This window comes from Duganella flavida, from assembly GCF_009857445.1.
In the GTDB taxonomy this organism is placed as follows: Bacteria; Pseudomonadota; Gammaproteobacteria; order Burkholderiales; family Burkholderiaceae_D; genus Rugamonas; species Rugamonas flavida.
In genome coordinates this window covers 144,924-170,622 of record NZ_WWCN01000003.1, presented here as the reverse complement: position 1 = coordinate 170,622, position 25,699 = coordinate 144,924, and the positions used below count along the sequence as shown (strand labels likewise).

General features: G+C 62.7%; 21 protein-coding genes. 9 read left to right on the top strand and 12 right to left on the bottom strand.

Going from position 1 to position 25,699, the window contains the following annotated elements; all coding sequences use genetic code 11:
• Nucleotides 1–57: 57 nt before the first annotated feature.
• From GTP46_RS05290 to GTP46_RS05280, 3 genes are all read left to right on the top strand, one after another.
• Nucleotides 58–3,147, top strand: coding sequence for a diguanylate cyclase (locus GTP46_RS05290; RefSeq protein ID WP_161005580.1), 3,090 nt, complete (start codon nt 58–60; stop codon nt 3,145–3,147).
• A 142-nt stretch (nt 3,148–3,289) separates the two neighbouring features.
• A complete protein-coding gene (locus GTP46_RS05285; protein WP_202414155.1) occupies nt 3,290–4,492 on the top strand; it encodes a hypothetical protein in 1,203 nt (400 codons plus the stop codon).
• Between the two features lie 10 nt (nt 4,493–4,502).
• Nucleotides 4,503–4,913 carry a type 2 periplasmic-binding domain-containing protein gene (locus GTP46_RS05280; RefSeq protein WP_161005579.1) on the top strand — a complete coding sequence of 137 codons (411 nt, stop codon included), beginning with the start codon at nt 4,503–4,505 and terminating at the stop codon, nt 4,911–4,913.
• A gap of 16 nt (nt 4,914–4,929) precedes the next feature.
• Here the strand turns inward: GTP46_RS05280 and GTP46_RS05275 are convergent, their stop codons facing one another.
• The 5 genes from GTP46_RS05275 to GTP46_RS05255 all read right to left on the bottom strand — a co-directional run bounded on the left by GTP46_RS05275 (nt 4,930) and on the right by GTP46_RS05255 (nt 11,906).
• Nucleotides 4,930–6,312: an MATE family efflux transporter gene (locus GTP46_RS05275; protein WP_161005578.1), complete on the bottom strand. Its 1,383-nt coding sequence runs from the start codon at nt 6,310–6,312 to the stop codon at nt 4,930–4,932.
• A 79-nt stretch (nt 6,313–6,391) separates the two neighbouring features.
• Complete coding sequence (locus tag GTP46_RS05270) at nt 6,392–7,045, bottom strand: hypothetical protein (protein ID WP_161005577.1); 654 nt, start codon at nt 7,043–7,045, stop codon at nt 6,392–6,394.
• On the bottom strand, nt 7,045–8,451 hold the full coding sequence (locus tag GTP46_RS05265; protein WP_443093203.1) for an alkaline phosphatase: 1,407 nt from the start codon (nt 8,449–8,451) through the stop codon (nt 7,045–7,047). The genes GTP46_RS05270 and GTP46_RS05265 overlap by 1 nt, the downstream gene beginning before the upstream one ends.
• 25 nt (nt 8,452–8,476) lie before the next feature.
• Entirely contained in the window at nt 8,477–9,925 is a 1,449-nt protein-coding gene (locus GTP46_RS05260; protein ID WP_161005575.1) for an alkaline phosphatase, read from the bottom strand.
• Nucleotides 9,926–10,280: 355 nt separating this feature from the next.
• A complete protein-coding gene (locus GTP46_RS05255) occupies nt 10,281–11,906 on the bottom strand; it encodes a methyl-accepting chemotaxis protein (RefSeq protein WP_161005574.1) in 1,626 nt (541 codons plus the stop codon).
• Between the two features lie 203 nt (nt 11,907–12,109).
• On the opposite strand from GTP46_RS05255, the gene GTP46_RS05250 reads away from it, so the two are divergent.
• Genes GTP46_RS05250 through GTP46_RS05235 form a run of 4 tightly spaced genes read left to right on the top strand, consistent with a single transcriptional unit; the run spans nt 12,110 to nt 15,057 of the window.
• Nucleotides 12,110–13,312 carry a SpoIIE family protein phosphatase gene (locus GTP46_RS05250; RefSeq protein ID WP_202414154.1) on the top strand — a complete coding sequence of 401 codons (1,203 nt, stop codon included), beginning with the start codon at nt 12,110–12,112 and terminating at the stop codon, nt 13,310–13,312.
• A 9-nt stretch (nt 13,313–13,321) separates the two neighbouring features.
• Entirely contained in the window at nt 13,322–13,879 is a 558-nt protein-coding gene (locus GTP46_RS05245) for a SiaB family protein kinase (RefSeq protein ID WP_161005572.1), read from the top strand.
• Between the two features lie 21 nt (nt 13,880–13,900).
• Nucleotides 13,901–14,287: a DUF1987 domain-containing protein gene (locus GTP46_RS05240; RefSeq protein ID WP_161005571.1), complete on the top strand. Its 387-nt coding sequence runs from the start codon at nt 13,901–13,903 to the stop codon at nt 14,285–14,287.
• Between the two features lie 8 nt (nt 14,288–14,295).
• Nucleotides 14,296–15,057, top strand: coding sequence for a GGDEF domain-containing protein (locus GTP46_RS05235; protein WP_161005850.1), 762 nt, complete (start codon nt 14,296–14,298; stop codon nt 15,055–15,057).
• Here GTP46_RS05235 and GTP46_RS29410 read toward each other — a convergent pair.
• From GTP46_RS29410 to GTP46_RS05220, 3 genes are read right to left on the bottom strand one after another with little or no spacing between them, the layout of a single operon-like run.
• Entirely contained in the window at nt 15,014–15,286 is a 273-nt protein-coding gene (locus GTP46_RS29410) for a hypothetical protein (RefSeq protein WP_202414153.1), read from the bottom strand. The genes GTP46_RS05235 and GTP46_RS29410 overlap by 44 nt on opposite strands.
• Before the next feature lie 16 nt (nt 15,287–15,302).
• Nucleotides 15,303–15,473 carry a hypothetical protein gene (locus GTP46_RS05225; RefSeq protein ID WP_161005570.1) on the bottom strand — a complete coding sequence of 57 codons (171 nt, stop codon included), beginning with the start codon at nt 15,471–15,473 and terminating at the stop codon, nt 15,303–15,305.
• Between the two features lie 31 nt (nt 15,474–15,504).
• Nucleotides 15,505–16,455 carry a 2-hydroxyacid dehydrogenase gene (locus GTP46_RS05220; protein ID WP_161005569.1) on the bottom strand — a complete coding sequence of 317 codons (951 nt, stop codon included), beginning with the start codon at nt 16,453–16,455 and terminating at the stop codon, nt 15,505–15,507.
• A 106-nt stretch (nt 16,456–16,561) separates the two neighbouring features.
• Here GTP46_RS05220 and GTP46_RS05215 point away from each other — a divergent pair, with 106 nt between their 5' ends.
• Together GTP46_RS05215 and GTP46_RS05210 are read left to right on the top strand one after the other, a co-directional pair.
• Entirely contained in the window at nt 16,562–21,589 is a 5,028-nt protein-coding gene (locus GTP46_RS05215; protein ID WP_161005568.1) for a response regulator, read from the top strand.
• A gap of 107 nt (nt 21,590–21,696) precedes the next feature.
• On the top strand, nt 21,697–21,951 hold the full coding sequence (locus tag GTP46_RS05210; RefSeq protein ID WP_161005567.1) for an NHLP-related RiPP peptide: 255 nt from the start codon (nt 21,697–21,699) through the stop codon (nt 21,949–21,951).
• Between the two features lie 53 nt (nt 21,952–22,004).
• Here GTP46_RS05210 and GTP46_RS05205 read toward each other — a convergent pair whose 3' ends face one another.
• From GTP46_RS05205 to GTP46_RS05190, 4 genes are all read right to left on the bottom strand, one after another.
• The gene (locus tag GTP46_RS05205) at nt 22,005–23,153 is read right to left on the bottom strand and encodes a putative peptide maturation dehydrogenase (RefSeq protein ID WP_161005566.1); all 1,149 of its coding nucleotides are present in this window, start codon (nt 23,151–23,153) and stop codon (nt 22,005–22,007) included.
• Between the two features lie 104 nt (nt 23,154–23,257).
• Nucleotides 23,258–23,842: a 2'-5' RNA ligase family protein gene (locus GTP46_RS05200; RefSeq protein ID WP_161005565.1), complete on the bottom strand. Its 585-nt coding sequence runs from the start codon at nt 23,840–23,842 to the stop codon at nt 23,258–23,260.
• A complete protein-coding gene (locus GTP46_RS05195; protein ID WP_161005564.1) occupies nt 23,839–24,381 on the bottom strand; it encodes a response regulator transcription factor in 543 nt (180 codons plus the stop codon). The genes GTP46_RS05200 and GTP46_RS05195 overlap by 4 nt, the downstream gene beginning before the upstream one ends.
• Entirely contained in the window at nt 24,378–25,697 is a 1,320-nt protein-coding gene (locus GTP46_RS05190; protein ID WP_161005849.1) for an ATP-binding protein, read from the bottom strand. The genes GTP46_RS05195 and GTP46_RS05190 overlap by 4 nt, the downstream gene beginning before the upstream one ends.
• Nucleotides 25,698–25,699 lie beyond the last annotated feature (2 nt).

Below are 25,699 nucleotides of genomic sequence, written 5' to 3'. Positions count from 1 at the left end.
CTTAACGCGGAATTCTCACCAAATGTCTCTACAACGATGCGCGTACCGGGATTCTCATTGTGCTGCATTTTGCTGGCCTGCCTGCTCCAACCATGCAGCGCCGCCACGCCGCCACCGAAGCTGCCGCTGACCTTTGAAGCGATTGAATCGCTCGGGCCGGACAGCCAGTCTATTGTGTCGCTGCTGCAGGATAAACAAGGCTACATCTGGATCGGCACCATCGAGGGCGGCTTGTTTCGCTACGACGGGCGGCGCGCCATCCGCTACGCTAACGATCCGGCCAATCCATCTACGCTACCGGCAGGCCGCATCGGCGCCTTGCACGAAGACGCGCGAGGCCGCATCTGGGTCGGCACCGACGAAGGCCTGGCGCGCTTCGATCCCGATGCCAACAGCTTCCAGCGCTACCACCCCGATTCCAGACAACGCAACACGCGCATCATCCGCCGCATCATCGGCGACGGCGGCACGGGATTGTGGTTGGCGACATGGGGCGGCCTGCAGCACTTCGATCCGGCCAGCGGCAAGTTCCGCATGTACCAGGCCGACCCTACGCGCGCCGATGCGCTGGGCTATAACGACGTCAACGCCATCGCGCTCGATCCCAAGGGCGGCTTATGGGCCGCCAACTGGCCCGGCGGCTTGAGCTACCTGGCGCCGGATGCGCAAGGCTTCACCCACCTGCGACTGGATAGCGAGCAGCGGCCGGATGCGAAACTGAACGACGTGCGCGCCATGCGCTTCGCGCCCGATGGCCGGCTATGGATGGGCACCGACGCCGGGCTGGTGGTGTGGAAGAACGGCACACCGTGGGGCGAGCGCCAGCATCTCGATGGTGCGCGCGGACGTGTGAACAATATCTACTTCGATAGCCACGACAACGCCTGGGTCAGCACCCGCACCGAAGGCCTGATGCGCTGGACGCTGGACCTGCAGCTGGTGCAAACCTACACCCATCGGGCCGAAGATGGCCACAGCCTGCCCAGCAACGCCGTCAACACGGTCATGGAAGACCGCAATAGCACGCTGTGGATCGGCAGCTTTACCGACGGCGTATCGCGCGCCAACCTGGGTAACTATGGGCTGGAACGTATCATCCCGCGCGATGTGGCGCCGGACAGCTTCCCGTCGTCGAATTTCGTGCGCACCATAGCAGCGGCCAACGACGGCCAGATCTGGCTGGGCGTGGACGACGGCCTGCTGCTGTTCGACCCGGCGCGCAAACGCATCCTGCATCACTACACGGCCGCTGGCCCGCACGGCGGCTTGAATCACAATTCGGTCTACAGCTTGTACCAGCAGCCGGACAACGGTCCGCTGTGGATAGGCACGGCCAAGGGTATGAACCGGCTCGATCATGCGGGCGGCAAGCTGGCTTCGATCAACTTCGAGATCCCTGCCGATAACTTCGTCAATTCCATCGCGCCGGGACGCGGCGGTGTGCTGTGGCTTGCCACCGGCGCCAGCTTGATGCGCTACGATCCCGCTGGCAGCACCACGCGGCGCTACGTGCACCAGGAAGAACGGCCGGACAGCCGCGCCATCAACGAAGCCAGCGCAGTGCTGGAGGATTCGCAGGGGCGAGTCTGGGTCGGCGAATTTTTCCGCGGCAGCGGACTGGATATGATGGCCGGCGACGATGACCGCTTCCAGCACTTCCGTCACGATCCGCAGCGGCAGGACACCATCAGCAGCGACAAGATCACCTGCCTGTACGAAGACATGTACGGCACCATCTGGATCGGCACGGCGCGCGGCCTGGATCGCATGGTGCCTGGCCGCGACGGTGTGCCAGCCTTCCACCGCTACACCGGTCCGGGCGAGATCGGCGCTGTGCTGGTCGAGTCTATCGAGAGCGACTGGTCCGGCATTTTGTGGATCAGCACCGTGCGCGGCCTGTCGCGGCTCGATCCCAACACCGGCGCCTTCACCCACTATTCCGCCGACGACGGCCTGACCGACGGCTTGTACCAGGCCTCCTCGACCCGCACCAGCGACGGCAAACTGTATTACGGCGGCACCACCGGCATCACCGCCGTCTACCCGGAACTGCCGCTACGCACGCCGACCGTGCCGCAAGCGACCATCAGCGATATCCGCATCTACGACCGTTCGTTGAGCCGCAGCCCGCGCCTCAAAGGCGTGCAACTGGAAGGCCCGGTGATGGCGCCGCGCGCCCTGACCATCCCGTGGAACGCCGCCGTGCTGACGCTGGAATTCGCCGCCCTGCACTACGCCGCGCCCAAGCGCAACACCTACGCCTACTGGATGGAAGGCTTCGACCGCCAGTGGGTGCAAGCCGACGCCGGCCAGCCGATCGCCACCTACACCTTTCTTGCGCCCGGCAGCTACCGCTTCCATCTGCGCGCGTACACCAACAAGGGCATGGTCAGCGAGGAGTACGTCCTGCCCATCACTGTAACGCCACCGTTCTGGAGCACTTGGTGGTTCCGTACCGGTGCAGTGCTGCTGGTGATTGCGATTATCGTCACACTGTATCGCTTGCGTGTACGGGCACTGACCCGGCGCGCGCACGAGCTGGCGGCACTGGTCCAGCTGCGCACCCGGGAACTGGAAGAATCCAACCGCAAGCTGACCGCCCTGTCCACCACCGACGGTCTGACCGGACTAGCCAACCGGCGCAGCTTTGACGAAGCGCTGCTGCGCGAATGGGGCCGCGCCCATCGCTGCCAGGAGCCGCTGGCGCTGGCCATGCTGGACGTTGACTGCTTCAAACTGTACAACGACAACTACGGCCACCAAGCCGGCGACGCCTGCTTGCGTGAGGTGGCACGCATACTGGACGCTGGCGTACACCGCGCTGCCGATGTGGCAGCGCGCTACGGCGGCGAGGAATTCGCTTTCATCGCGCCGCTCAACAGCGCTGCACAGGCGGCCGAGATGGCGGACAAGATCCGCGCCGAAATCCAGGCGCTGGCCATCCCGCACGCCCTTGCCCCGGCCGGCTGCGTCACCATCAGCATCGGCGTGGCATCCATCATCCCTAGTGAAAAACAGACGCCGGAGCTATTGCTCAAGGCCGCCGACCAGGCCTTGTACCGCGCCAAGGACAGCGGCCGGAATTGTGTCATGCAAACCCAGCTGGGCCAGCCAAGAATGTCCGTCAATATCGTGGATGCCCTTTAGGTAAGCTTGTACTTTGCATCACTTGGTAGCGCTCGCATTTACAAAATCGTTGCCTTCTCACAACACAATTGTGACATTTCCCTCAAAAACACCCATACTAAAAAAGCAGTAGCACAATGAAAACTCATGGACGGGAGACACGATGAAACAACCCACGCTCGCCATCACCACTTTAGCGATCCTCAGTACCCTCAGCGTCACCACCCATGCCCAGGATGGCATGCCCATCACCGTCAGCGGCTTCGGTACCGGCGCCCTGACCATGACCAATACCGACCAGGCGGAATTCAACCGCGTCAACCAGGCCGCAGGCGTCGGCAAGGATGCGCGCGCTGGAGTCGATTCAAATCTCGGCTTGCAAGCCACCGCCAAATACAGCGACACCGTCTCCTTCACCGTGCAGGGACTGGTACGCAAAAACGGCAGCAACGACCAATTCGGCGCCGAGCTGGCGTGGGCTTTCGCCAAGATCCGCCTGAACGACGACTTTTCGCTGCGCCTTGGCCGCATCGGCCTGCCGGTGTACATGATCTCGGACGTGCGCAACGTCGGCTACGCCAACATCATGCTGCGCCCGCCAAATGAAGTGTACCGGCAAGTCACCGCCGACAATGCAGACGGCGGTGACGTCATCTACCAGCACAGTTTCGGCGACAGTACCATTACAGCGCAAGCAGCTGTAGGCCGCACCAAGGTGCGCTCGCCGGGCAACTACTACGTTGAATTCAAACCGGTGATCTCGACCCAGGTAGTGCTGGAAAACGGCCCGTTCACCTATCGCCTCGGCCATTCGCGCGCCACCTTCGGCCTGTATGACAACGCCAGCCTGAATACACTGGTGGCCACCATCAAATCTGTCGGCCTGACCTCTGTCGCCGCTGAACTGCCGCTGACCGACATCAAGGGCACTTTCAACTCGGCCGGCATCAGCATGGACTACAACAACATCGTCGGCCAGGCGGAATTCGCCAAGCGCAAGACCGATACACGGCTGGTGCAGGACACCAGCTCGTGGTACCTCATGCTGGGCTACCGCTACGGCAAGTTCGTGCCCTACTACGTGCACGGCGATGTGAAACAGGACAGCCGCCGCAATTTCGAAACGCTGCCGACCACCGGCCCGCTGGCGCCACTGAGCGCGGCAGTCAACGGCGCGATCAAAGGCGGCCTGCAGTCGACCAACGGCATCGGCCTGCGTTGGGACTTCTACAAATCCGCCGCGTTCAAAGTGCAGTGGGACCGCATCAAGACGCGTGAAGGCGCCGGCTATTTCGTCAACGCCAAACCTGGCTTTGCCGGTAGCTCGGTCAACGTTTATGCCGCAGGCATCGATTTCGTCTTCTAAGGAGAATGCCATGCATAAGATTATCGGCAAGCTGCTGCTGGCGGCTGGCGTATGGCTGGCTGCGGCCCCGGTGATGGCGGCGGAAATCGTCGTCATCGTCAATCCCAAAAACCCGGCCACGCGCATGTTCAGCGAACAGGCGGCCCAGTTCTTCCTTGGTAAATCGACGCTGTTCACGCCTATCGAACATACCGATGGCCCGCTGCGCAACGAGTTTTACAAGAAGGTGCTGGACAAGGACTCGACGCAGGTGAAGGCCATCTGGTCCAAGCTGGTGTTCACCGGGAAAGCCAGCGCGCCCAAGGAGTACGGCTCCAGCGCGGAGGTGAAGAAAGCCGTGGCGGCTGACGCCAGCGCAATCGGCTACATCGAGAAGTCGGCGGTGGACGATACAGTGAAGGTCATCCTCACGGTGCAGTAAGACAGTAGCAAAGCGCCTAGCCTTCGACCACGATGGCAGGCCGCAGCCGCTTGCGCGAAGTGCGCGCATGCGGCACCCAGGCGTGGGTTTGCCAGCGCCGCCACATGATGAGGCCACGGATCCACTCATCGGCGGCGTAGGCGATCCACACGCCGGGCAGTCCCCAGCCCAGTACTACGCCCAGCAGCCAGCTACCGCCGGCCAGCACGAACAGCATCGAGAACGCGCCGGCCATCACCGGAAAGCGCGCATCGCCTGCCGCCCGCAGTGCGTTGATCACCACCAGGTTGAAAGTGCGGCCGGGTTCCAGCAGCACCGTAATCCACAGCAGCGTGGCGCCGGCCGTGAGAATCTGGGGATCTTGCGTGAACCAGCCTAGCAGCCAGCGGCCGCACACTGCGGCGACGGCGGCAATCAGCACGCACACCACCAGTCCGCGCGCCAGCGAGCGTTTCACCACACGATGCGCTTCACGCAATTTACCCGCGCCGATCAAGTAGCCCACCACGATTTCCACTGCCAGCCCGGTGGCGATACTGAACATCATCACGCCGCCCATCAGCTGCAGTACATAGGCTTGCGTGGCCAGCGCCTTGGCGCCCAGTTCCGCCGCTGTCGCTACGCTGACCATGAAGGCCAGCCGCCACGCGATATTCTCCGCAGCCCCCGGCAAGCCGATATGCAGCACCGCCGCCAGCTCCTGGCGCGGCAGGCGCCACCAGTCGTCGCGCGAGACCGTGATATGCAAGTGCACACGCCACATCAGCAGGTGCAGCGCCAGGCCGATCATGCGGCTGATAGCCAGCGCGATCGCGTAGCCGGGCAAGCCTAGCGCCGGCAGCGGCCCCCAGCCATACATCAGCGGCAGCGCCAATAGCAGGTGGCTGACGTGCATGATGATCAGCACCACCAGCGTGTCGCGGGTGCGCAGGTGGGCGCGCATCACGCCGGCCATCGACGCGTTCCACGCATCGAACAGCATCGCCGGCCCCAGCGCCACGAGGAATGGCGCGGCCAGTGGCAATACTTCGGCGGGGGTATTCAGCAAATGCAGCAAACCGTTCGCACCCAGCATGGCGATCAAGCCGGTGAAAGCGCCCAGCCACGTGCTGGCGCCGACCACCGCGCATGCCACCTTATCGGCCGCCGCGCGCTGGCCGCCGCCGAGATTTTGCGTGACCACCACGCTGACGCCCGCACCAATGATGCGGAACAAAATGAACAAGGCCGCCGACACCTGGCTGGCGATGGCGAACGCGCCGCCCGCAGCGTCGGAGATGCGCGAAGCCAGCGCCGTGCCGACCACACTGGAAGCAATCGCCAGCCCCAGTTCGACCAGCAGCGGCCATGCAAGGTTGAACATGGGCGGCGTGCGGATCGGCGTTTTGGAGGCTGGCATGAGCGAGTCGGAGGAGGTTCCTGGAGAGCCTCATTTTATACCATGTGGAAGCGCTACCAGAACGCCACTTCGCACTAGCTCAATCGAGATAGTCCGAGTACTCCTTCTGCGCATAGCCTTTCAGCTTTTGCCACGGCAGGTCGCTGGTCAGGCCGGGCTGGATGGTGAGCTCCGTGCGGTTCAGGAAAGTGGCAGCCTTGTCGCCGCTTTCAATCACCAGTGGGACCTGGCGCTGCTCGTCCCACAGCACGCGTTCGAACAAGCCCTTGTCCTCACGCTCGCGCCAGCGCGCACCCGGCACCGGCGACGCGCGCGACGACAACGGCATGGACTTCAGGCGTTTGCTATCCAGCAGATAGTAAGCGTGATCCCACGAGCCGTCGAAGCTGACGTTGTCGTACTCGGCGCGCGGAATCAGCACCACCGTTTTGGCATGCGCATCGATGTACTCGACGCGCGGCTGGTTCTTGTCCAGCACCACGTGACGCGGTAGCACCACGTGGTTGAAGTGCTTGTGCGAGCCCGGTTCATGCGCCTCCGCGCGGGATGGCAGCACGCGCGCAGTCCATACATGGCCATCGCGGCGCAGCATGGTTTCCTCGTAACGTGCTTCGCGCGTCACACCCTCCGCCGTCACCACCTTGCTGTAGTAAGCGATCTTCACATCAAGGTCGGTGGCGGCGGCCGAACCGGCCACGCACAGCGCGGCCGTCAACAGGAACAGACTTTTCATCAGAAACCGAAGGCCGATTTCAGCAAGGCGAATACCTTGGTGTTATCCAGCGTGCCTTTGAAAGTCTTGGCGCCTGCGCCAGTGGCGAACAGTTTGACGTCACCGCCGCCGTGGGTTTCGCTAGCCAGGCGCACGCCGGTCTCCTGCAGATAGTTATCCGCTAATACCGTTGAGCTATCCAGGTTCACGCGGGTGTTCGGACGATTCGGGCCGTTACCAAATACCAGCGTGGTGTAGGTATTGCCGTCTGCATCTTTGCTCGGCAGGTTGTCCTTGTAGCCGCGATTGATGTCGAGGATAGGATTGCCCTTCTTGCCGTAGCCGTTGAAGGCCAGCGTGTGGTCATGGTCGGCGGTGACCACGATCAGGGTGTTGGCCAGCGTCGGGTCGGTCAGCTTGGCCTTGTCCAGCGCGGCCTTGATAGCGTCATCGAAAGCGATCGTGTCGGTCAGCGCGCGCTTGGCGTTGGTGCCGTGCAGTGCGTGGTCAATACGGCCGCCTTCCACCATCAGGAAATAGCCATCCTTGTTCGACGACAGCAAGTCCATCGCCTTGACGGTCATCTCGGCCAGGCTAGGCTGGGTCGCGCCCTCGCCCACTGGCGGCGACGCGGTGCGGTCCAGTTCATATTCCAGATGGCTCTTGCTGCTGTATAGGCCAATGAACTTCTTGCCGGCGACAGCAGCGCTCATGTCGGTCTTGTTTGCACCGACCGCGTAGCCTTTCGCTGCCAATTCGATCAGCAGGTTGCGGCCATCGGCGCGGCCGGTCTTGTTGGTGGCCGCGTCGAACGGCGTGAAGTGATTACGGCCGCCGCCCATCAGCACATCAACGCCGTCACCCAGCGCGCTGTTGAAGCCAACGCCGCCCGGCACCAGCTGCGCCGCGATGTGATACTGCGCGTTGCGGTTGCAGATGTGCGAGAAGGTGGTGGCTGGCGTGGCGTGCGTCAGCTCCGTGGTGGTGATGGCGCCGACGGCTTTGCCCTTGGCCTTGGCCAGTTCCAGGATGGTGGTAGCCGAAGTGCCGTTGCCACTTGCTGCGCAGTTGTTCACGCCCAGGTTGCCGTTAGCGTCCCTGCCCGGATTGGTGGCCACGGTTTCCGGCGACATCGAGATGACTTCATTATTCATCTTCACGCCGGTCATGTAGGCGGCCATCGACGGTGCGCTGTCGGTGGTTTGGGCGTCGTTCGAATAAGTCTTGATGCGCGCCGTGCGTTCCAGCGTATCCATCGTCAGGCTGCCAGCTTCGCCGTATTTGTAGATGCGCGAGGCGGTGACGGTCGATGGGCCCATGCCGTCGCCCAGGAAGAAGATGATGTTCTTGGCTTCACCCGCCGCGTAGGCGGCTTGGGCAAAGGTCAGCGCCAGCGCGGCGGCGATAAAAGTACGTTTCATATGCATTGTCCGTTCTTAGTATGTGCGTGAGTTACAGGCCGGCGGCGCTCTTCACCAGGCTGAATACCTTGGTGTTGTCGATGGTGCCGCTGAACGTATCGGCGCCCTTGCCGATCGCGCCGAGGAAGACGTCGGTGCCGCCGTGGGTCTCATTGCCCGCCGATACGCGCACCACAGCTTCCTGATGGTAGGTGTTGGCGCTGGTGACGCTATCGTCCATCGACGACTGGCCTGCGCGGCTGGCTTGCACGCGGTTCTCGCCGTTGCCGAAACCGATGATCGAGTACGGTGCGCCGTCCAGGTCTTTCTCTACTGCGCCGGTCACGTAGTTCTTCACCACGCCCAGCACGCCGGCGTTGCCGGTAGCGGTCTTGCCGGTGCGTTTGGCGTAGCCGTTCAGTACCATCGTGTGGTCATGGTCGGCGGTGACCACGATCAGGGTGTTGGCCAGCGTCGGGTCGGTCAGTTTGGCCTTGGCGATAGCGGCTTTGATGGCGTTGTCGAAAGCGACGGTGTCCTGCAGCGCTTTCTTGGCGGTGGTTTCGTGCAAGCCGTGGTCAATGCGGCCACCTTCGACCATCAGGAAGTAACCCTTGCCGTTACGGGCCAGGACGTCCATCGCCTTGGTGGTCATGTCGGCCAGACTAGGCTCTTTGGCTGGATCGCGGTCGAGGTCATAGCTCATGTGGCTGGAGGTGAACAGGCCAAACAGCTTGTCGGTCTTGGTGCCGTCGATGGCGTTGAACTCAGTGGCGTTGCTGGCGTAGGCGTAGCTCTTCGCTTTCATTTCAGCGATCAGGTCGCGGCCGTCGGCACGCTTGCCGCCGTCCTTGACTGGCTTGAAGAACTGGCTGCCGCCGCCCATCAGCACATCGAGGCCGGTGGTGCCCAGCGCCGAGTTGTAGCCGGTGCCGCCCGGTACCGCTGCGGCGGCGATGTCGTTTTCCAAATCGCGGTGGCAGATGTGCGAGTAAGTCGCAGCTGGCGTGGCGTGGGTCACGCGGGTGGTGGTGACCACACCGGTGCCCAGGCCTGCGGCCTTGGCCAGTTCCAGCAACGTGGTAGCTGGCGTGCCATTGCTGGTGCCGCAGTTGTTGCCCAGTTTATTACCGGCGGAGTCGTTGACCGGGTCGATGGCCAGGGTGTTTTGCGACATGGAGATGACTTCGTTATTCATCTTCACGCCGGTCATGTAGGCGGACATGGACGGCGCGCTGTCGGTGACCTGGGCGTCGTTCGAATAGGTTTTGACGAAGGCCGTTTCCGGCAGCGTGTCCATGGTCAGCTCGCCGTCTTCGCCGACGGAGTAGATGCGGGCAGCGGTCATGGTGGTCATGCCCATGCCGTCGCCGAGGAAGAAGATGACGTTTTTCGGTGCGGCGGCTACCGGTGCGGGGGTGGTGGCGGGCGCGTTATCGCTGCTGCAAGCGGCCAGTAAAGCGGCGCTCAAGCCAGCGATGAAAATAGACTTACGGTTCATGTCGTCAATCCGTCTTGTTAGAAAGGCTTGCAAGATAGCAAACCTTTATGACGACACAATGACAATGCGTTACATTGCGATGCATTTTGTTACATTGGAGGTCGCAACAGCCTCCAGCCGAGTTCTTCGCGGATGCGCTCCGGCGAGAGCGGAGGTGTTTGTTGCAAGCGGCGCTGCTGCAACAAGCGCCGCACTGCTTCCTTGCTGGGATGCGTAGTCTGCGTCCGGGTCGGCTCCATGATGGCCTCATTCAATCCAAATACGACCACACCATCATGCGCCGTCCACAAACCGAACATGCGCCAAGCAGCCACACCTTCTCGCGCTTGCTCGACCTTTGACGAGCTTTGCTTTGTTATGCAGCGCGGCGGAGGTCGCTGCCTTTCGGAGCGGCTAGCGCTGGGCGCACGGGCAAGTGCTGGACGATGGCTTGCTGCATGCTGGTTTTGAAGGAGCCGACCAGCTGTGCCAGTTCGCGCGACTGCGCCTGCATTGAGGCGGCTGCGGCTGCAGCTTCTTCCACCAGCGCGGCGTTTTGCTGGGTGACGTCGTCCATCTCGCCCAGCGCGGCATTAACTTGTTCGAGGCCGTGCTCTTGCTCGGAACTGGCTGCGCTGATGGCGCCGATGATGGTGGTCACCTTCTGCACACTGGCCACGATATCGTTCATGGTCGCACCGGCTGTTTCAGCCAACGCACTGCCGCTGGCCACGCGTTCTGCCGAATCGTTGATCAGCTTCTTAATTTCCTTGGCCGCTTCCGCCGAGCGCTGCGCCAGGTTGCGCACCTCGCCAGCTACTACGGCAAAACCACGTCCCTGCTCGCCGGCCCGCGCCGCTTCCACCGCTGCATTCAGCGCCAGGATATTGGTCTGGAACGCGATGCCATCAATCACACTAGTGATGTCCACAATTTTGTGCGCGTACTCGTTGATGCTGGCCATGGTCTGCACCACTTCCGTCACCACCGCTCCGCCCTTGCCCGCCACCTCCGACGCCGACACGGCCAGTTGGCTGGCCTGACGCGCGTTGCCGCTATTCTGCTTCACCGCCGCCGTCAATTCGTCCATCGCCGACGCGGTTTCTTCCAGCGCGCCCGCTTGATGCTCGGTGCGGCGCGACAAATCCATATTCCCGGTGGCGATTTCTCGCGACGCCGCATCGATCGCCACCGCGCCATCGCGCACGCGGCCCACGGTATCAGCCAAACGGCCGGTCATATGCGACAACGCGTCGAACAACTGGCCGATCTCGTCGCTGCGGCCATGCTCGATCGCCACATGCAGTTCGCCACCCGCCACCTGCTCGGCCAACTCCACCGCTCGCGTCAGCGGGCGCACAATGCTACGCGTCAGCATCAAGGCCAGCACTGCGCCCAGCGCCAGCATCGCCACACCCAGGCCGATCAGCAGCGCACGGCTACCCTGGAACTGGCTGGCGGACTGCTCGGCCAGCGCCTTGGCTTGCTGCGTCTGGTAAGCCAGCAGCTTTTCCAGCGCGCCGCTGTAAGCCTTGAACACGCCCGGCCACTTGTTATCCAGCAGGTCGCCCACTTCCTGGATGCGGCCGCTATCCTTGAACTTGAACAGCTCGCCGCGCATGGCGAGGAACGCGGTTTTTTTCTCGGCCACAGCACGCACCAGCGCAGCCTCGTCGGCCGAGGCCTGCATGGCAGCCAGCTTGCGCTCCATCTCGGCAGCGACTTTCTCGCCGCTGTTCAGCTGCGCCAGGAAAATATCCGACACTTCCAGGCTATCGCTGCGGCCGATCGACATCGCGCGCAGGCCGTTCAATTCCGTCACGCCCAGCAACTCGGAGGTCAGCTGCTGGCGCGCCAGTTTTTCATTCACCAAGTTGGACGCCGTATCGTTGGCCGACTGCAAACGCCACAGCGACACGCCCGACATGCACACCATCACCAACAGCAGCACCGCAAACGACGCCACCACACGCATACCCGTATTCAATTGAGGGAATTTCATAAGCCTTGATCAAAAAATAGTGCCTCTTGCACGAATTCTCACCAATTTACACACTGAATATGACGCCACTATTACCGCAAGGCAATTTCAGCAACAATATTTTCCTCTGGTTAAGATGTAATAAGGAGGTAACAATTTCCTTGTAGCATGCAGGCCTCAGTGTTGATAAAGGGTTCCTGGCCGTGGAGTTCAATGCCTCTCGTTTGCACCTGCCCCGCTTTCGCTTATCCGTTGCCGCCGACCTGTGCGTAGAGACGATTTCGGTGCTGTCCGACACCACGAACTTCGCGGTGCTGGAGCTGTTCACCGAGCGCCGCGACCTGATGAGCCTGCCAGTGATCGAAGCCGGCCGTCCGATTGGCCTCATCAGCCGCAACATCTTCATGTCGCAGATGTCCAAGCCCTTCTACCATGAGCTATACGGTAAAAAGAGCTGCATCGCCTTCATGGACAAAGAACCGCTGATCGTCGATGGAGCCATGAGCATCGAGGCACTAACCTTCCGCGCCGTGGAATCAGGCGAGAAAGCCCTGGCCGACGGCTTCATCGTCACGCGTGACGGCGCACTGGCCGGTGTTGGTTTTGGCCTGCAACTGATGAACGTGGTGGCCAATATGCAGGCCGAAAAAAACCGCCAGATCATGCACAGCATCGACTACGCCAGCGTGATCCAGCGCTCGCTGCTGCGCCCATCCAATCTCGCCCTGTCCGACGTACTGGATGACGCGCATCTCGAATGGCAGCCGCGCGACGTCGTGGGCGGCGACTTCTATCACTTCGCTAAATATGACGACGGCTGGTTCGCCGCCATCGCTGACTGCACCGGTCACGGCGTCCCGGGTGCCTTCATGACGCTGATTTCCTCGTCCACTTTAACGCAGGCCTTGCAGCAATTGGGCCCGCGCGATCCGGCCGGTTTGATCGCCGAGGTGAATCGCGGCGTCAAAGGCATGCTCGGACAAGTGGAAGGCCACGGCTCGGCCGAATCCAACGACGGCATGGACGCCGCCTTCCTTTGGTTCGACAACGCCAGCCGCCAGCTGCACTTCGCCGGCGCCAAGCTGTCGCTGTTCCAGCTCGATCCCGAGCAGCAGGCGGTGCAAACGGTGGACGGTGAACGCATGGGCGTCGGCTATATCGACTCGCCGCTGGACTACCAGTGGACCAACAAGATCATCGACATCCCGGAAGGCAGCCTGCTATTCCTGACCACCGATGGCCTGATCGACCAGATCGGCGGCGCCAAGGACATCGCTTACGGCAAGCGCCGCATGCGCGATGTGCTGCTGGCCAAACGCACCGAGTGTGCGCGCCACGTGTCGCAGGCCATGCTGGACGACTACCAGGCGTGGCAAGGCGAACAGCCGCGCCGCGACGATCTGACCTTTTTCTGTTTCCGCCCCTGAGGAGCAATTTTGCTGTACGAAGAATTCAACGACTTCTTTGACGTGGCCCGCAAGCGCCACATCATCTTTTTCTACGTGGGCTATTTCTCGCAGCACGTGGTGGCAGCTATTTCCGAGACCATCAAGGCGCGCCTGGACGTAGCCGGTGCGGCCGGGCCGACGCGCCGCCGCATTTTCTCGTCGTTTGTTGAAATGTCGCAGAACATCATGCACTACTCGTCCGATTCGCTGACGCCCGACGAGCAGGCCGAGAACCAAATCCGCCGTGGCTCGTTCTGCATTGGCATGAAGGGCGACAGCTTCTTCCTGCTGTGCGCCAATCCGGTCGACAGCGCCAACGTGGAGCGCATTAGCAGCCGCCTGGAACCGCTGCATACCATGACGATGGAAGAGATCAAGTCCGCCTACAAGAAAGCCCTGCGCGATGAAACGCCGGCCGACAGCAAAGGCGCAGGCCTCGGTTTCCTGACGATGGCGCGCGACGCCAGCGAGCCGCTGGAATTCGAGTTCGTCAAGGATACGCATAATCCGGACGCCACCATCTTCTGCATCAAAGCGATTATCTGAATTAGAAAAAAGAGAACGACAATGGAACCACTTTTTATCGCCGCTTCACCCACCTCGCCGGAAATCGACTTCCGCTTTGACCAGCACACGCTGTCGATCAAGGGCGAGTCCTACCCGGAGAACGCCGCCGCTTTCTATGGCCCGATCATCGCGCGTGTGCAGGCGTGGCTGGACGGCAGCAAGGATGCCGAGATCACCGTGAATGTGTCGCTGGCCTACTTCAACAGTTCCAGCACCAAGATGCTGTTCACCTTCTTCGAATCGCTGAACAACGCCGCCATCGCCGGCAACCAGGTGCACCTGAACTGGTACCACGATGAAGACGACGACACCATCCTCGAATTCGGCCAGGAACTGCAGGACGATTTCGGCGCACTCGATTTCCACGACCACGCAGTGAGTAACTAATGAAAGCTATGGCCGACGCCGACCTGTTTGCGCTGGAAAGCGCCGCGCTGGCCAATGCCAAGGCAGCGCATAACGATCACCGCGCGGACTCGCGCGCCGCCCTGGCCGAAATGATCGTGCACTACGAACGCCTGATGCGCGAGAGCCGCCGCCTGATCCGCCGCAGCGACCGCGCGGAGCTGGACATGAACCAGATGAACCGCCAGCTGCACGAACTGGCGCAGCAGCTGGAATACCGCGCTACCCACGATCCACTGAGCGGAGCACTGAACCGCGCGGCGGTTATCGACCACGCTTCGGCGCTGCTGGACCAGGGCGATGTCGCGTTGATCGTGCTGGATATCGATCACTTCAAATGGATTAACGACGATTTCGGCCACCCGGCCGGCGACACCGTCATCATCACCGTAGTGGCCTGCCTGAAGGCGCTGCTAGGGCCCGGCGTGGCAATCGGCCGCGTGGGCGGTGAAGAGTTTTCCGTGGTGTGGCCGACGTCCTCGCTAGACGACGCCAGGGACGTCGCCCTGCGCATCTGCGAGGCGATTGCCGACCAGATCTTCGGCGCGCCGATCAACCGCCAGATCACGGCCAGCGTAGGCGTCAGCTGGAACGCGATGGGTACTAGCTTCGAACTGGCCTATAGCCGCGCCGACGAAGCCCTGTATGCCGCCAAACGCGGTGGCCGCAACTGCGTCAAAATCTACTCCCAGCTGCCACCGGCGGCCCTCACGCCGCCAACGCCCGCAGACGCTTCAACTCCCTGCCATTAACCTTGCACACAGCGCGGAAGCCCGTGCTGATGCGATCATCCGCCGGCGCATGCAGCATCGGCAGCATGTCGTAGGCCGGCGCCAGCTGCAACGGCGGCTCGCCTCCCGGGCCGAACAACGCATCCAGCGCAGCCAAGGTGCGGACGGCGGAACGGCCGAATTCACCGTGACGGTCGAAGCGCTCCACCTCAAGGAAAGTGCGGTTGTCGGCGCGGTGAATACGATACACGGGCAGCGGCTCGCTGCTACCGCGTAGCGGACGGCGGGCCGCGTACAACTATCTGCTCGCCCAGCTCACGCACCATGCGCATCATGGTGGCGCGGCTCAGCGTCGGAAGGCTTTTTTGCAGCCGTAGCAGCAGGTCGGCGCCCGAGACTACGCGCGCCAGCCGGAGTATCTGAAAAATATCGGTCACGTGATATTACAACGCGATTAACCTGAAACGATTATGCAACCGGTGTCAGGAGTGGCTGGCCAGAGAAGTAGGCGCGCAGGTTGTCTACGACAAGCTGGCCCATGGCATGGCGCGTTTCCACTGTCAGGCTGCCAACGTGCGGCGTTAGTACCACATTGTCCAGTCCTCGCAGCTCGGCCGGTACGCGCGGTTCGTCGGCGAAGACGTCCAGCGCCGCCATGCCCAGTGTGCGTTCGAGCAGCGCGGTGATCAGGGCTTCTTCATCCACCAGCGAACCGCGTGCTATGTTCACCAGCGTACCTTGCGGGCCGAGCGCCGCCAGTACCGCCGCATTCACGGTGTGATGCGTGGCGGCGCTGCCCGGTGCGGCCACCGCCAGATAATCGCTGGCCTCGGCCAAGGCTAGCAGCGAGTCAGCACGCGGCACGTCCACGCCGTCGATCGCGCGCGGCTGGAAGTACTGCACCTGCATGCCGAAAGCCTGCGCCCGCAGCGCAATCGCCTGCCCGATGCGGCCGAACCCATAGATGCCGCACACTTTACCGCGCAAGGCCCGTGTCGGCGCCACCGGCTTGCCGGCTTCCCACGCGCCAGTGCGCACAAAGAAGTCCAGCGCCGGCAGGCGACGTGCGGCCGACAGCAGCAGCGTCAATGCCAGGTCGGCGACGTCGTCAGTGAGCACGCCCGGCGTGTTAGTGACCGCGATACCACGTGCGCGGGTCGCTGCCAGATCCACCGCATCCGTACCGATGCCATTCACCGCCACGATTTCCACCTTGGGCAACTGCGCCAATTGCGCCGCGCTGATGCCGATCGCGCCGGTGCTCAACACCGCGCGCACGTTGCCGGCCACGTTATGCAGCCAGACCTCGCGCGCCTCCGCAGGCTGTTGCCACAGGTGGTGGCAGTGAAAATGTTGTTCCAGTTGCGCCATCACGTTGGCCGAGGGACTGGCCGCAAATACCAATACTTCCGGTTTCATGTCTATACCTACTCTGGTTTGCCTGTGGTGATTGTACAAGCGGAGCCGATTTCCCGCTGCGAGTCGTAGACTTTCGGTCAGCATTTCCGTATGCTTAACCTACCCCATGAACGATCACGCCTACAAAAATCGCGTCCTGATCGCCGCCCAGCGCTGGCTCTGCACCGCTGTTTTTGCGCTGCTGGCCTGCCTGGGCATCACCGCCACGGCCCACGCCAGCCCAGAACGCTGGGATCAACTGGCCACACCGCTATTCGAACACCTGGGCCTCGACCAAGGTTTGCCGCATCCGGTCGGGGTGGCGCTGGCGCAGGATGGCGACGGCTTTATCTGGGTCGGCACCCAGTCCGGCCTGGCGCGCTGGGATGGCTATCGCGTGCGCAGCTTCCGCCACGACCTGGCCGATCCCACCAGTCTGCCGGGCGATTTTATCCAGACCCTGCACGTCGACATGGCCGGCCGCCTGTGGGTCGGCACCGCCGCTGCCGGCCTGGCGATGTACGACAAACACACCGAACGCTTTGTGCGCCTCACCGATGAACTGAGCCGAGGTCTGGTCAGCGCCATCGCCAGCGACGCCAAGGGCAATCTGTGGATCGGCACGCCCAACGGCCTGAAATACTACGACACGCTGCACAAAACCATCCGCCGCTACTCGCATGAGGACACGCCCGGCCTGCCGGACAACCAAATCCGCTCGCTGCTGACCGATGCCGCCGGCAACCTGTGGATAGGATCAGCCAGCGGCCTGTCGCGCATGAAACCCGGCGCCACCATCGTCGGCATCCCGGTGCGCGGCCCCGATCCCGGTGCGTGGAGCGACACCGTACTGGCGCTGGGCGAAAACAGCCGCGGCCAGGTCGGCTTCGGCACCTTGAAAAGCGGCTTTGGCATCGTCGACGCCCAGGCCGACAGCGGCCGCATCGTCGCGCCCAAAGGCATCAAGGACGTGCAAGCGAATATGGTGCTGGCGCTGACCGAGACTGTGCCCGGCATCTGGTGGGCAGCGACCTATGGCGGCGGCTTGATCGAATACCGCACCGAGAGCAACAACAGTGTGCGCATCCTGCATCAGCCAGCCGTGTCCTTCAGCCTGAGTAGCGACCGCACCGCCGCCCTGCTGCGTTCGCGCGGCGGCATGGTGTGGGTGACCACCGAACGCGGCGTCGACTTGTATGACCCGCACAGCGAAGCGATCGACTCGGTATTCGGCGCTGCGGGCGCACAGGAAGCCGCCGTCTCGGCGCTGATGACCGATAGCCGCGGCGACGTCTGGATCGGCCTCGCCGACCAGGGCGTCGACATCGTACCGCCCAACGGCGCGCGGCGCGCGGCGCTGCGTCCCGATCCGCATAAACCGGAAACCGCGCTGCCCAACCGCATGGTGCTGTCGATGGCGGAAGCGGAACCGGGCGAGGCCTGGATCGGCACCCAGCTTGGCCTGTATCACACCAGCCGCAACGGCACTGCCGTCAAGCGCATTCCGCTGCCGCAGCAGAATCCCTATCCGCGCATCGGCACCATTACGGTCCACAAGGGCGATCTTTGGCTGGGCACTTTCGAAGGGCTGTTGCGCTACAGCCCGGCCACCGGCGCGCTGGTGCGCTACGTGCAGGGGCAGCAGGAAGGCGGAGGCCTGACCGACAACCGCATCCACTCGGTGGTGGCTGACGGCGACGGCGCCCTGTGGATCGCTACCCGCAACGGCTTGAACCGGCTCGACCCCAACAGCGGCAAAGTGGAGCAAATCAAAGCCAATCCCGCCAAGCCGGACGCCTTGTCGGAAGCCGTTATCAGCTCGCTGGTGCTGGACCGGCTGGGACGCCTATGGGTCGGCACCCACGGCGGCGGCATTTGCGTCATGACCGGGCGCGATGCGCTGGGCGAGCCCACCTTCGAGCGCGTCACCGCCACTGCCGGCCTGTCCAACGGCACCATCATGGCGCTGCAATCGGACCCGGTGGGCCGGATCTGGGCCGCCACCTCGGACAGCATCGCCGTGATCGACTCCGGTAGCCTGCGCGCACGCGCGCTAAGCCGCGCCGACGGCCTGGCCTTCCGCACTTTCTACATCGGCGCCAGCACCGTGACGCTGGAACGCGATATCGTGTTCGGCGCCACCTCCGGTATGGCGGTGGTGTATCCGGGCCGGCTGAACGACTGGGTGTATCGCCCGCCGCTGGTCATCAGCGCGGTGCGGCTGGACCAGCAGCCGCTTACGCCATCCGAACTGACGCACAAGGACGGCCCCACGCTGGTGCTGCGGCCCGACAACCAGAGTTTCGAAGTGGAGCTGGCCGCGCTGGATTACACCGCACCTCAGCGCAACCGCTACTCCTACCTGCTGGAAGGCTTCGACCAGCATTGGGTGGAAGTGGACGCCACGCGCCGCATCGTCACCTACGGCCACCTGCCGCCCGGCAGCTACGTGCTGCGCATGCGCGGCAGTAACCGCGAAGGCTTATGGAATTCGGACGAGGTCACGCTGCGGGTCGAAGTGCTGCCAGCCTGGCACCAGACCTGGTGGGCGTGGCTGTGCTACTTCCTCGCCGCGTGCGCGCTGGCGTGGACGCTGGTGCGCTGGCGCGTGCGGCAGCTGCACCGCAAGGGCGAAGCTTTGCAGGCGCTGGTCTACTCGCGCACCCAGCACCTTGAGAAGCTGAACGCCATCGTCAAATCCATCAACGAGCAAATCGATTTCGACGCCCTGCTGCACACCATCCTGCACGAATCGACCATCATCAAGGGCATCGATTCGGCACTGGCGCTGGTGCGCGAAGACGGCGCCGAAACACTGAGCCTGCGCGCCGCGTGGGGCCGCATCGACGCCACCGCCGATGCCTACCGCATCGACCAGCGCCAGGCTGAATTGCGCTACGCGCCAGCGGCCGACATGATCGCGCCGGACATCTTCGAAGTGCACCACCCGCATTCGCTGCCGGGCGACGTCTGCGCGCTGCTGTCGGTGCGGGTGGTGATCGACGGCCAGGTCGAGGGCTACCTGATTTTCGAAAACTACCAGTACCAGGCCAGCTTCTCCGACAGCGACCTTGACCTGCTCAAGGCGCTGAAAGAGCCGTACGTCTCGGCCTTCCAAAAAGCCCGTTCGATGCGCATGATCGAGCAGGCACGCGCCAACGCCGAAGCGGCCACGCGCGCCAAGAGCGACTTCCTGGCCAACATCAGCCACGAAATCCGTACGCCGATGAATGCCATCCTCGGCTTCGCGGGACTGGGCACGCACCTGGATTTGCCGTCGCAGCCGATGGACTACTTCCGCAAAATCAGCCGCGCCGGCCAAAGCCTGCTGCAGATCATCAACGACGTGCTGGACTTCTCCAAGATCGAGTCCGGCAAACTGGAACTGGAAGCCCTGCCCTTCGAATTGCCCGATACACTGAACCAGATCGCCGACCTGTTCTCGTGGCGCGCCGCCGAGCGTGGACTGGAACTGGTGCTGTGGGCTGCGCCGGACGTGCCATCCAACCTGCTGGGCGATCCGCTGCGGCTAGGGCAAATCCTGGTCAACCTGGTCGGCAATGCACTCAAATTCACCGCGCGCGGCCACATCGAGGTGCGGGTTGAGCTGGATGCGGCCACACCCAACGTGATTGCTGGCGGACCGCTGGTGCTCCGCTTTACGGTGGAAGACAGCGGCTTGGGCATCAGTCCTGAACAGCAAGCGCGCCTGTTCCAGGCCTTTGCCCAGGCCGATGCCAGCACCACGCGGCTATACGGTGGCACCGGTCTTGGTCTCGCCATCTCGCAGCAGTTGGTGCGCAAGATGGGCGGCGAGATCAAGGTCGACAGCGAACCGGGTGTCGGCAGCAGCTTCAGTTTCACCGTTCACCTGCAAGCGGCGCAGGATCAGACGCCGCTACTGCCGCCGGTGCCGCCGGCCGCGCAGGGCAAGCGCGTGCTGGTGGTGGACGATTCCGAAAACACCCGCCATGTGCTGAAACTGCAGCTGGCCTGCCTGGGCCTGAGCGCGCGCACGGTCGCTTCCGGCAGCGCGGCGGTGGCGGCCATGCAGCTGGAGAGCTACGACGTGCTGCTGATCGACGCTGACATGCCCGACTTGGACGGCATCGAAACCCTGCAGCGCATTGCACAAGACGGCGAATTGGCCAGCGTCCCCGCTGTACTGATGGTGACCGCCTACGCGCGTGAGCACAACAAGGAAACCATCGAGCAGACCCGCAACATGCCCTTCCTCGACAAGCCGGCCAATCCGCAGCTGCTGCGCAACGCCGTGCTGTCGGCACTGGGGTTGGAGGCCAGCCAGCAAGTGAGCACCCTCAACGCGCCGCCATCGGTGGCGGTGCAGCGCATTCGCGGCGCCTATGTGCTGGTGGTGGACGACAACGCCATCAACCAGCAGGTGGCCAGCGAAATCCTGCAGCGCGCCGGTGTGCGCGCGGATGTCGCCAGCAGCGGCGAGGACGCGGCGCGCATGACCGCTGAAGGCAATTACGATGCGGTACTGATGGACATCCAGATGCCGGACATGGACGGCTACCAGGCCACGGCCATGATCCGCGCCGATGAAAGGCACGCCAGCCTGCCCATCATCGCCATGACGGCGCACGCGGTGGCCGGCTACCGCGAGCGCTGTCTGGAGATGGACATGAACGACTATGTCACCAAGCCGATCGATCCGGATACGCTGTACGCGGTGCTGGCTACCTGGGTCACGCCGGACCTGAGCCGCGCGGCAGCGGAGCCCGACCCGATGCCGGTCCTGCGCCGTAGCGAGACGCCGTCTGCGCCGCGTCCCGGCATCGACGTGCACGCCGCGCTGGAGCGGCTGGGCGGCCACGATGCGCTGCTGTCACAACTGCTCAGCCTGTTCGCGCACGACTTTGAATCCAGTTTGCAACAGATTCAAGATGCTATCCACTCGGGCGAAATGTTACGCGCCGCCGATTTGGTGCACCGGATTCGCGGCGCGGCGGGTAATCTTTCTGCAAACGAACTTTTTAAAACGTCAACAGCGCTGGAAGACCGTCTCAGAGAGGAACCGGCGGCACTGCCGGATTTGGTGCGCGCATTCTCGCTGGCGTTCGAAGTTGTCATGCACAGCGCGCGCCGCGAGACCAAGCCGCGCGAAGTGGAGGCCGTGCAAACTCCCTAGCAATTTGCTAGGCGTGAAATGGCTTGAGATCGTATCGTGCATGTCATACGATGAAGTTGCGTTCCCCACACGCATCAGTTTTTTCCCCAACACCGAAAGGGTAAGACATGGCCACGCATTCCCCGCAAGACCTCGACCTGCTGCTGTCCAAACTCGCCGGCGACGATAGCTTCCGCCAGAGTTTTCTGAAAGACCCGCAACTGGCCTTGGGTGGACTGGGCATCAAGCTCGACGCCAGCCAGATCCCAAGCACCCGCAGCCTGCCTGCAAAAGAAGTCATCGCTGCGAACCGTCACGCCATCAAAGATAAAGTGGACAGTGCCGCCGGCGCGATTCCGTTCTTCCTGTCCGGCCAGCGCTAAACGCTCCTCCTCCGGCAGACATGCCCGGTCCCGTAGAGGGGCCGGGCATTTTTTTATGGCTCGTAGCGAAGTTCGATCGTGTTCTGCGCGCCGGAAGCGGGGCCACAGCCGCACACCGCGACTACCATGTCCTTGAGCGGATCGAGGCCGAGCGCGCGTTCGATATCAATCTCGTTGACGGCGGCGGTGACGAAGGCTGGCATGCCGGCTTCCGTGGCGAGCAAGTAGAAAGTCTGCGACAGGTGACCAGCGTCCAGCAGCAGTGCGCGGTAGGCCTTGGCGTGATTGCGGTACTTCCAGAAATTGCGCTCGACGCGCGAGACCAAGATCACCAGCATCGGCGCCGGTTGAAACCAGTCCTGGTCGGCCACCATGCGCAGCGCGAGTTCCTCAGTTTCGGCGGGCGCCATTTCAGCCAGCGGCTCCAGTGCGTGGCGTGTCGGTTGATAGTGATACAGGCCGGGCGCGATGCCCTCTACGCGCTGCGCCAGCACATACACTTCCGTGGGATGCAAGCCGCCTGCCGAGGGACTGAGCTTCTTCAGCACGAAAGCATCGGGCGCCATTTCCTTCTCGCCTTGCGAACCGAAAGCGCGCTGCAGCAAACGTGATGCAGCGGCTAACGGCAGCGCTGCGCTGGGATCGAAATTGCGGCCGGTGTAGCGCTGGAATAGCGTGTCGTCGAGGCACGAGCGTTCGGGCTGCGGCAGCGCGATGCTGCGACCGTCGTCGCGGCGGTCGATAGTGGGAGCTGGCGGCGTGCCGTAATTATCGACCAGTTCCTCGAAGCTGGGGAATTGCATACCCTTGTCGACACGCATATCAGACCAGCGGCTGTACATATGCAAGGCAGCGGACAAAGGACGCCAGTGCTGCGAGCGCAGTACTTCGTCGCGCTCACGCAGTGGTGCGCCTTCCGGTGCGTCGCTCAGCAGCAGGCCCAGTTCCAGCAAGCGCGCTACAGGCTTGGTGCCGAATTGCGATTCGCAAGCGGCGCGTTCCTGCCACAGTGTGAGACTGACGCCGCCCAGTGCCGCCAATTCAGCGGCATCGATAATGATTTCGTCACCGAGATGCGGCGCGAGGGCTACCCATTGAATAGTCGCGCCGATCGCGCCCTGCCCTGCAAACAAGGCCGCCCAATCGACATCCAGATCCTCGCGCGGTTCCACAAACAGCACAGCACAACGCCTGACAAGCATGATGCCCCCGATAGAAATCGACAACACAACGCTACCATAAATCCGGGGTCAGGTCTGCCATTGGTACATGAGTCCGTGTGCGATTGGCAGAACTGACCCCGGGTTTAGAACGTCCAGCGAGCGAGGATGTTGTAGGGACGGCCCTGGTCGATATGGCTGTGCAGCAGGACGAATTCGCGTACGGTCCATTCGATCGGCGTCACGTTTTGCGGCGACGCGGTGACGTCGTCGTAAAGCATGGTGACGTGCGGCGTGTAGCTTGGTGCGTTGCGCAAGCCGCTGGTTCTTAGCAGCGCGCCAGAGAGGTTTTTGTAGAAGCCACTGAGGCCTACTATGCCCTCGGTGCCGGTCAATACCAGCGGACGATGGCGCGGGCCGGTATTAAAGCTCTGCGCGGTGTCGAAGCTGACTTTAAATGGCAGCGTGCTATCGGCCACCAGTGCGGCGGCTTTGGAGGCGCTCTTGATCAGCGCATCCGGCATACGAGGAAAGTCGCCCAGCACGCACAAGGTCGCGTGCAGTTTGGCGTCGTCGATCAGGCGGCCCGTCAAGCCATGCTGCGTCTTGACCTCAGCAGCCAGCGCGCGGATGGAGGCGATCGCATTCCGATCCGGCATAGCGGCAAAGAACAGCCGGTCAGTGTTCTTCGGTGGCGGTTCGAAATCGAACAGGGATCCTTGCTCGCTCATTTCACTCTCTGCTTTTCCAGTTTGCGCGCCAAGGTGCGGCGGTGCATGCCGAGGCGGCGTGCGGCCTCGGAGATGTTGAAGTCCGTCTCCGCCAGCACGGCGTGAATGTGTTCCCACTCCAGCGTCTTCACCGAGGTGGCACGCGTGGTCAGTTCGAGGTCGGCCGATCCGGCCACGTGCTCGAACGCAGCTTCGATATCGTCGGTGTTGGACGGCTTGGCAAGGTACTGGCACGCCCCCAGCTTGATCGCCTCTACCGCCGTGTTGATGCTGGCGAAACCGGTCAGCACCACGATCAGCATTTCTTCGTCATGCTCGTGCAGCATCTGCACGCAGGCCAGGCCGGATGAATTGCCTTTCAATTTCAAGTCGACCACCGCGTAGCCCGGCGAGTGGTCGACCAGCAGCGCACTGGCCTCGTCCACGTTCTCCGCCAGCAGCACCTTGTAGCCGCGACGCTCGAAAGAACGCCCTAAAGTACGGGCAAACGCCGCATCATCTTCTACCAGCAGCAGTACGCGTTCTTCTTCTGTAGTCATTGTTGTTCCGATTCGATTTCAATCGCGGACAAAGGCAGCGTCAGACGCACCATCGCCCCGCCCTGCGACAAATTGGTCGCCGTGACTTCGCCGCCCAGCGTACGCGCCACATTCACCACCAGGAACAATCCCAGCCCGCCGCCGGGACGGCCCTTGCTGGAGTTGTATGGTTTGCCGAATTGCGCCAGTATAGATGGATCGAAGCCTGCGCCTTGGTCGGTCACCTGCAGCACCAAGGTCTTGCGTTCAATGCTAGCCTCCATGCGCAGCCACGCAGGTGAAGCTTCCAGCGCATTATCCAGCACATTGCAGATCATCTGTTTGAGCGTGGAGTCGGATACCACCGGATGGTCCGGCGTGATGCGGTTTTCAAATTCAAACGCCACCACCGGACGACCGATGCGCCACTCAGCCACCACCTCATCAAGGAAGGTGTTGATGGTGGTTGCGGCCGACGACTCGCCGCGCGTCTCGCCGGCCGACAGCAAAATCCCGCTGACGATGGACTTGCAGCGCTTGAGCTGCGTCTGCATTTCGCCGATTTCTTCCAGTAGTTCAGGATTGCCTTTAAATTCAGGCATGTGCTTCCAGTCGCCGAGAATGACGGCCAGCGTTGCCAGCGGCGTCCCCAGTTCGTGCGCCGCGCCGGACGCCAGAAGGCCCATACGGACGATGTGTTCTTCCTCCGCCGCCCGCTGGCGCAAGTCCGCCAGCTTGGCTGCGCTGCCGCGCATATTCTGCGTGATCCGCGTGATGAAGATGACCAGCAGCGCCGCATCCAGAATGAAGCAGATCAGCATCCCCTGCACGTACAAGCTGAAGATGCCCAGTGCGTGATCCTGCGGTAGCGGCAGCGGCTCGGAGAACAGTGCCAGCCCGACGATGCATGCACCGGTGACGATCACGATAGTCCACGTGGACCACGTCTCCAGCAGCACCGCGCCAAGAATCACGTGCAGCAAGTAGAGGAACACAAACGGATTGGTGGCGCCGCCGCTCAGGTACAGCTGCGCCGTCAGGCTGGCCACGTCCACCGTCAGCGCCAATAAAAGCTCGCTGTTGGAGACCACCTGGTTCTCTTGCCAGCGCAGGATGCTGGCGACGTTGAACGCGATCAGGCAAGCCAGCACGTTCAGCATGGCCGGCATCGGCAGCTGCACGCCCAGCAAAATGGAGGCAGTGGCGATGGTGGTGATCTGCCCCACCACCGCGATCCAGCGCAGCTGGATCAGCTGCTGCATGTTCTTGTGGCCCGCAGCATGGGTGATGGTATTGGCGGAGGCATTCACCGCCGCCAACGGTTCCACTACCGGCATAC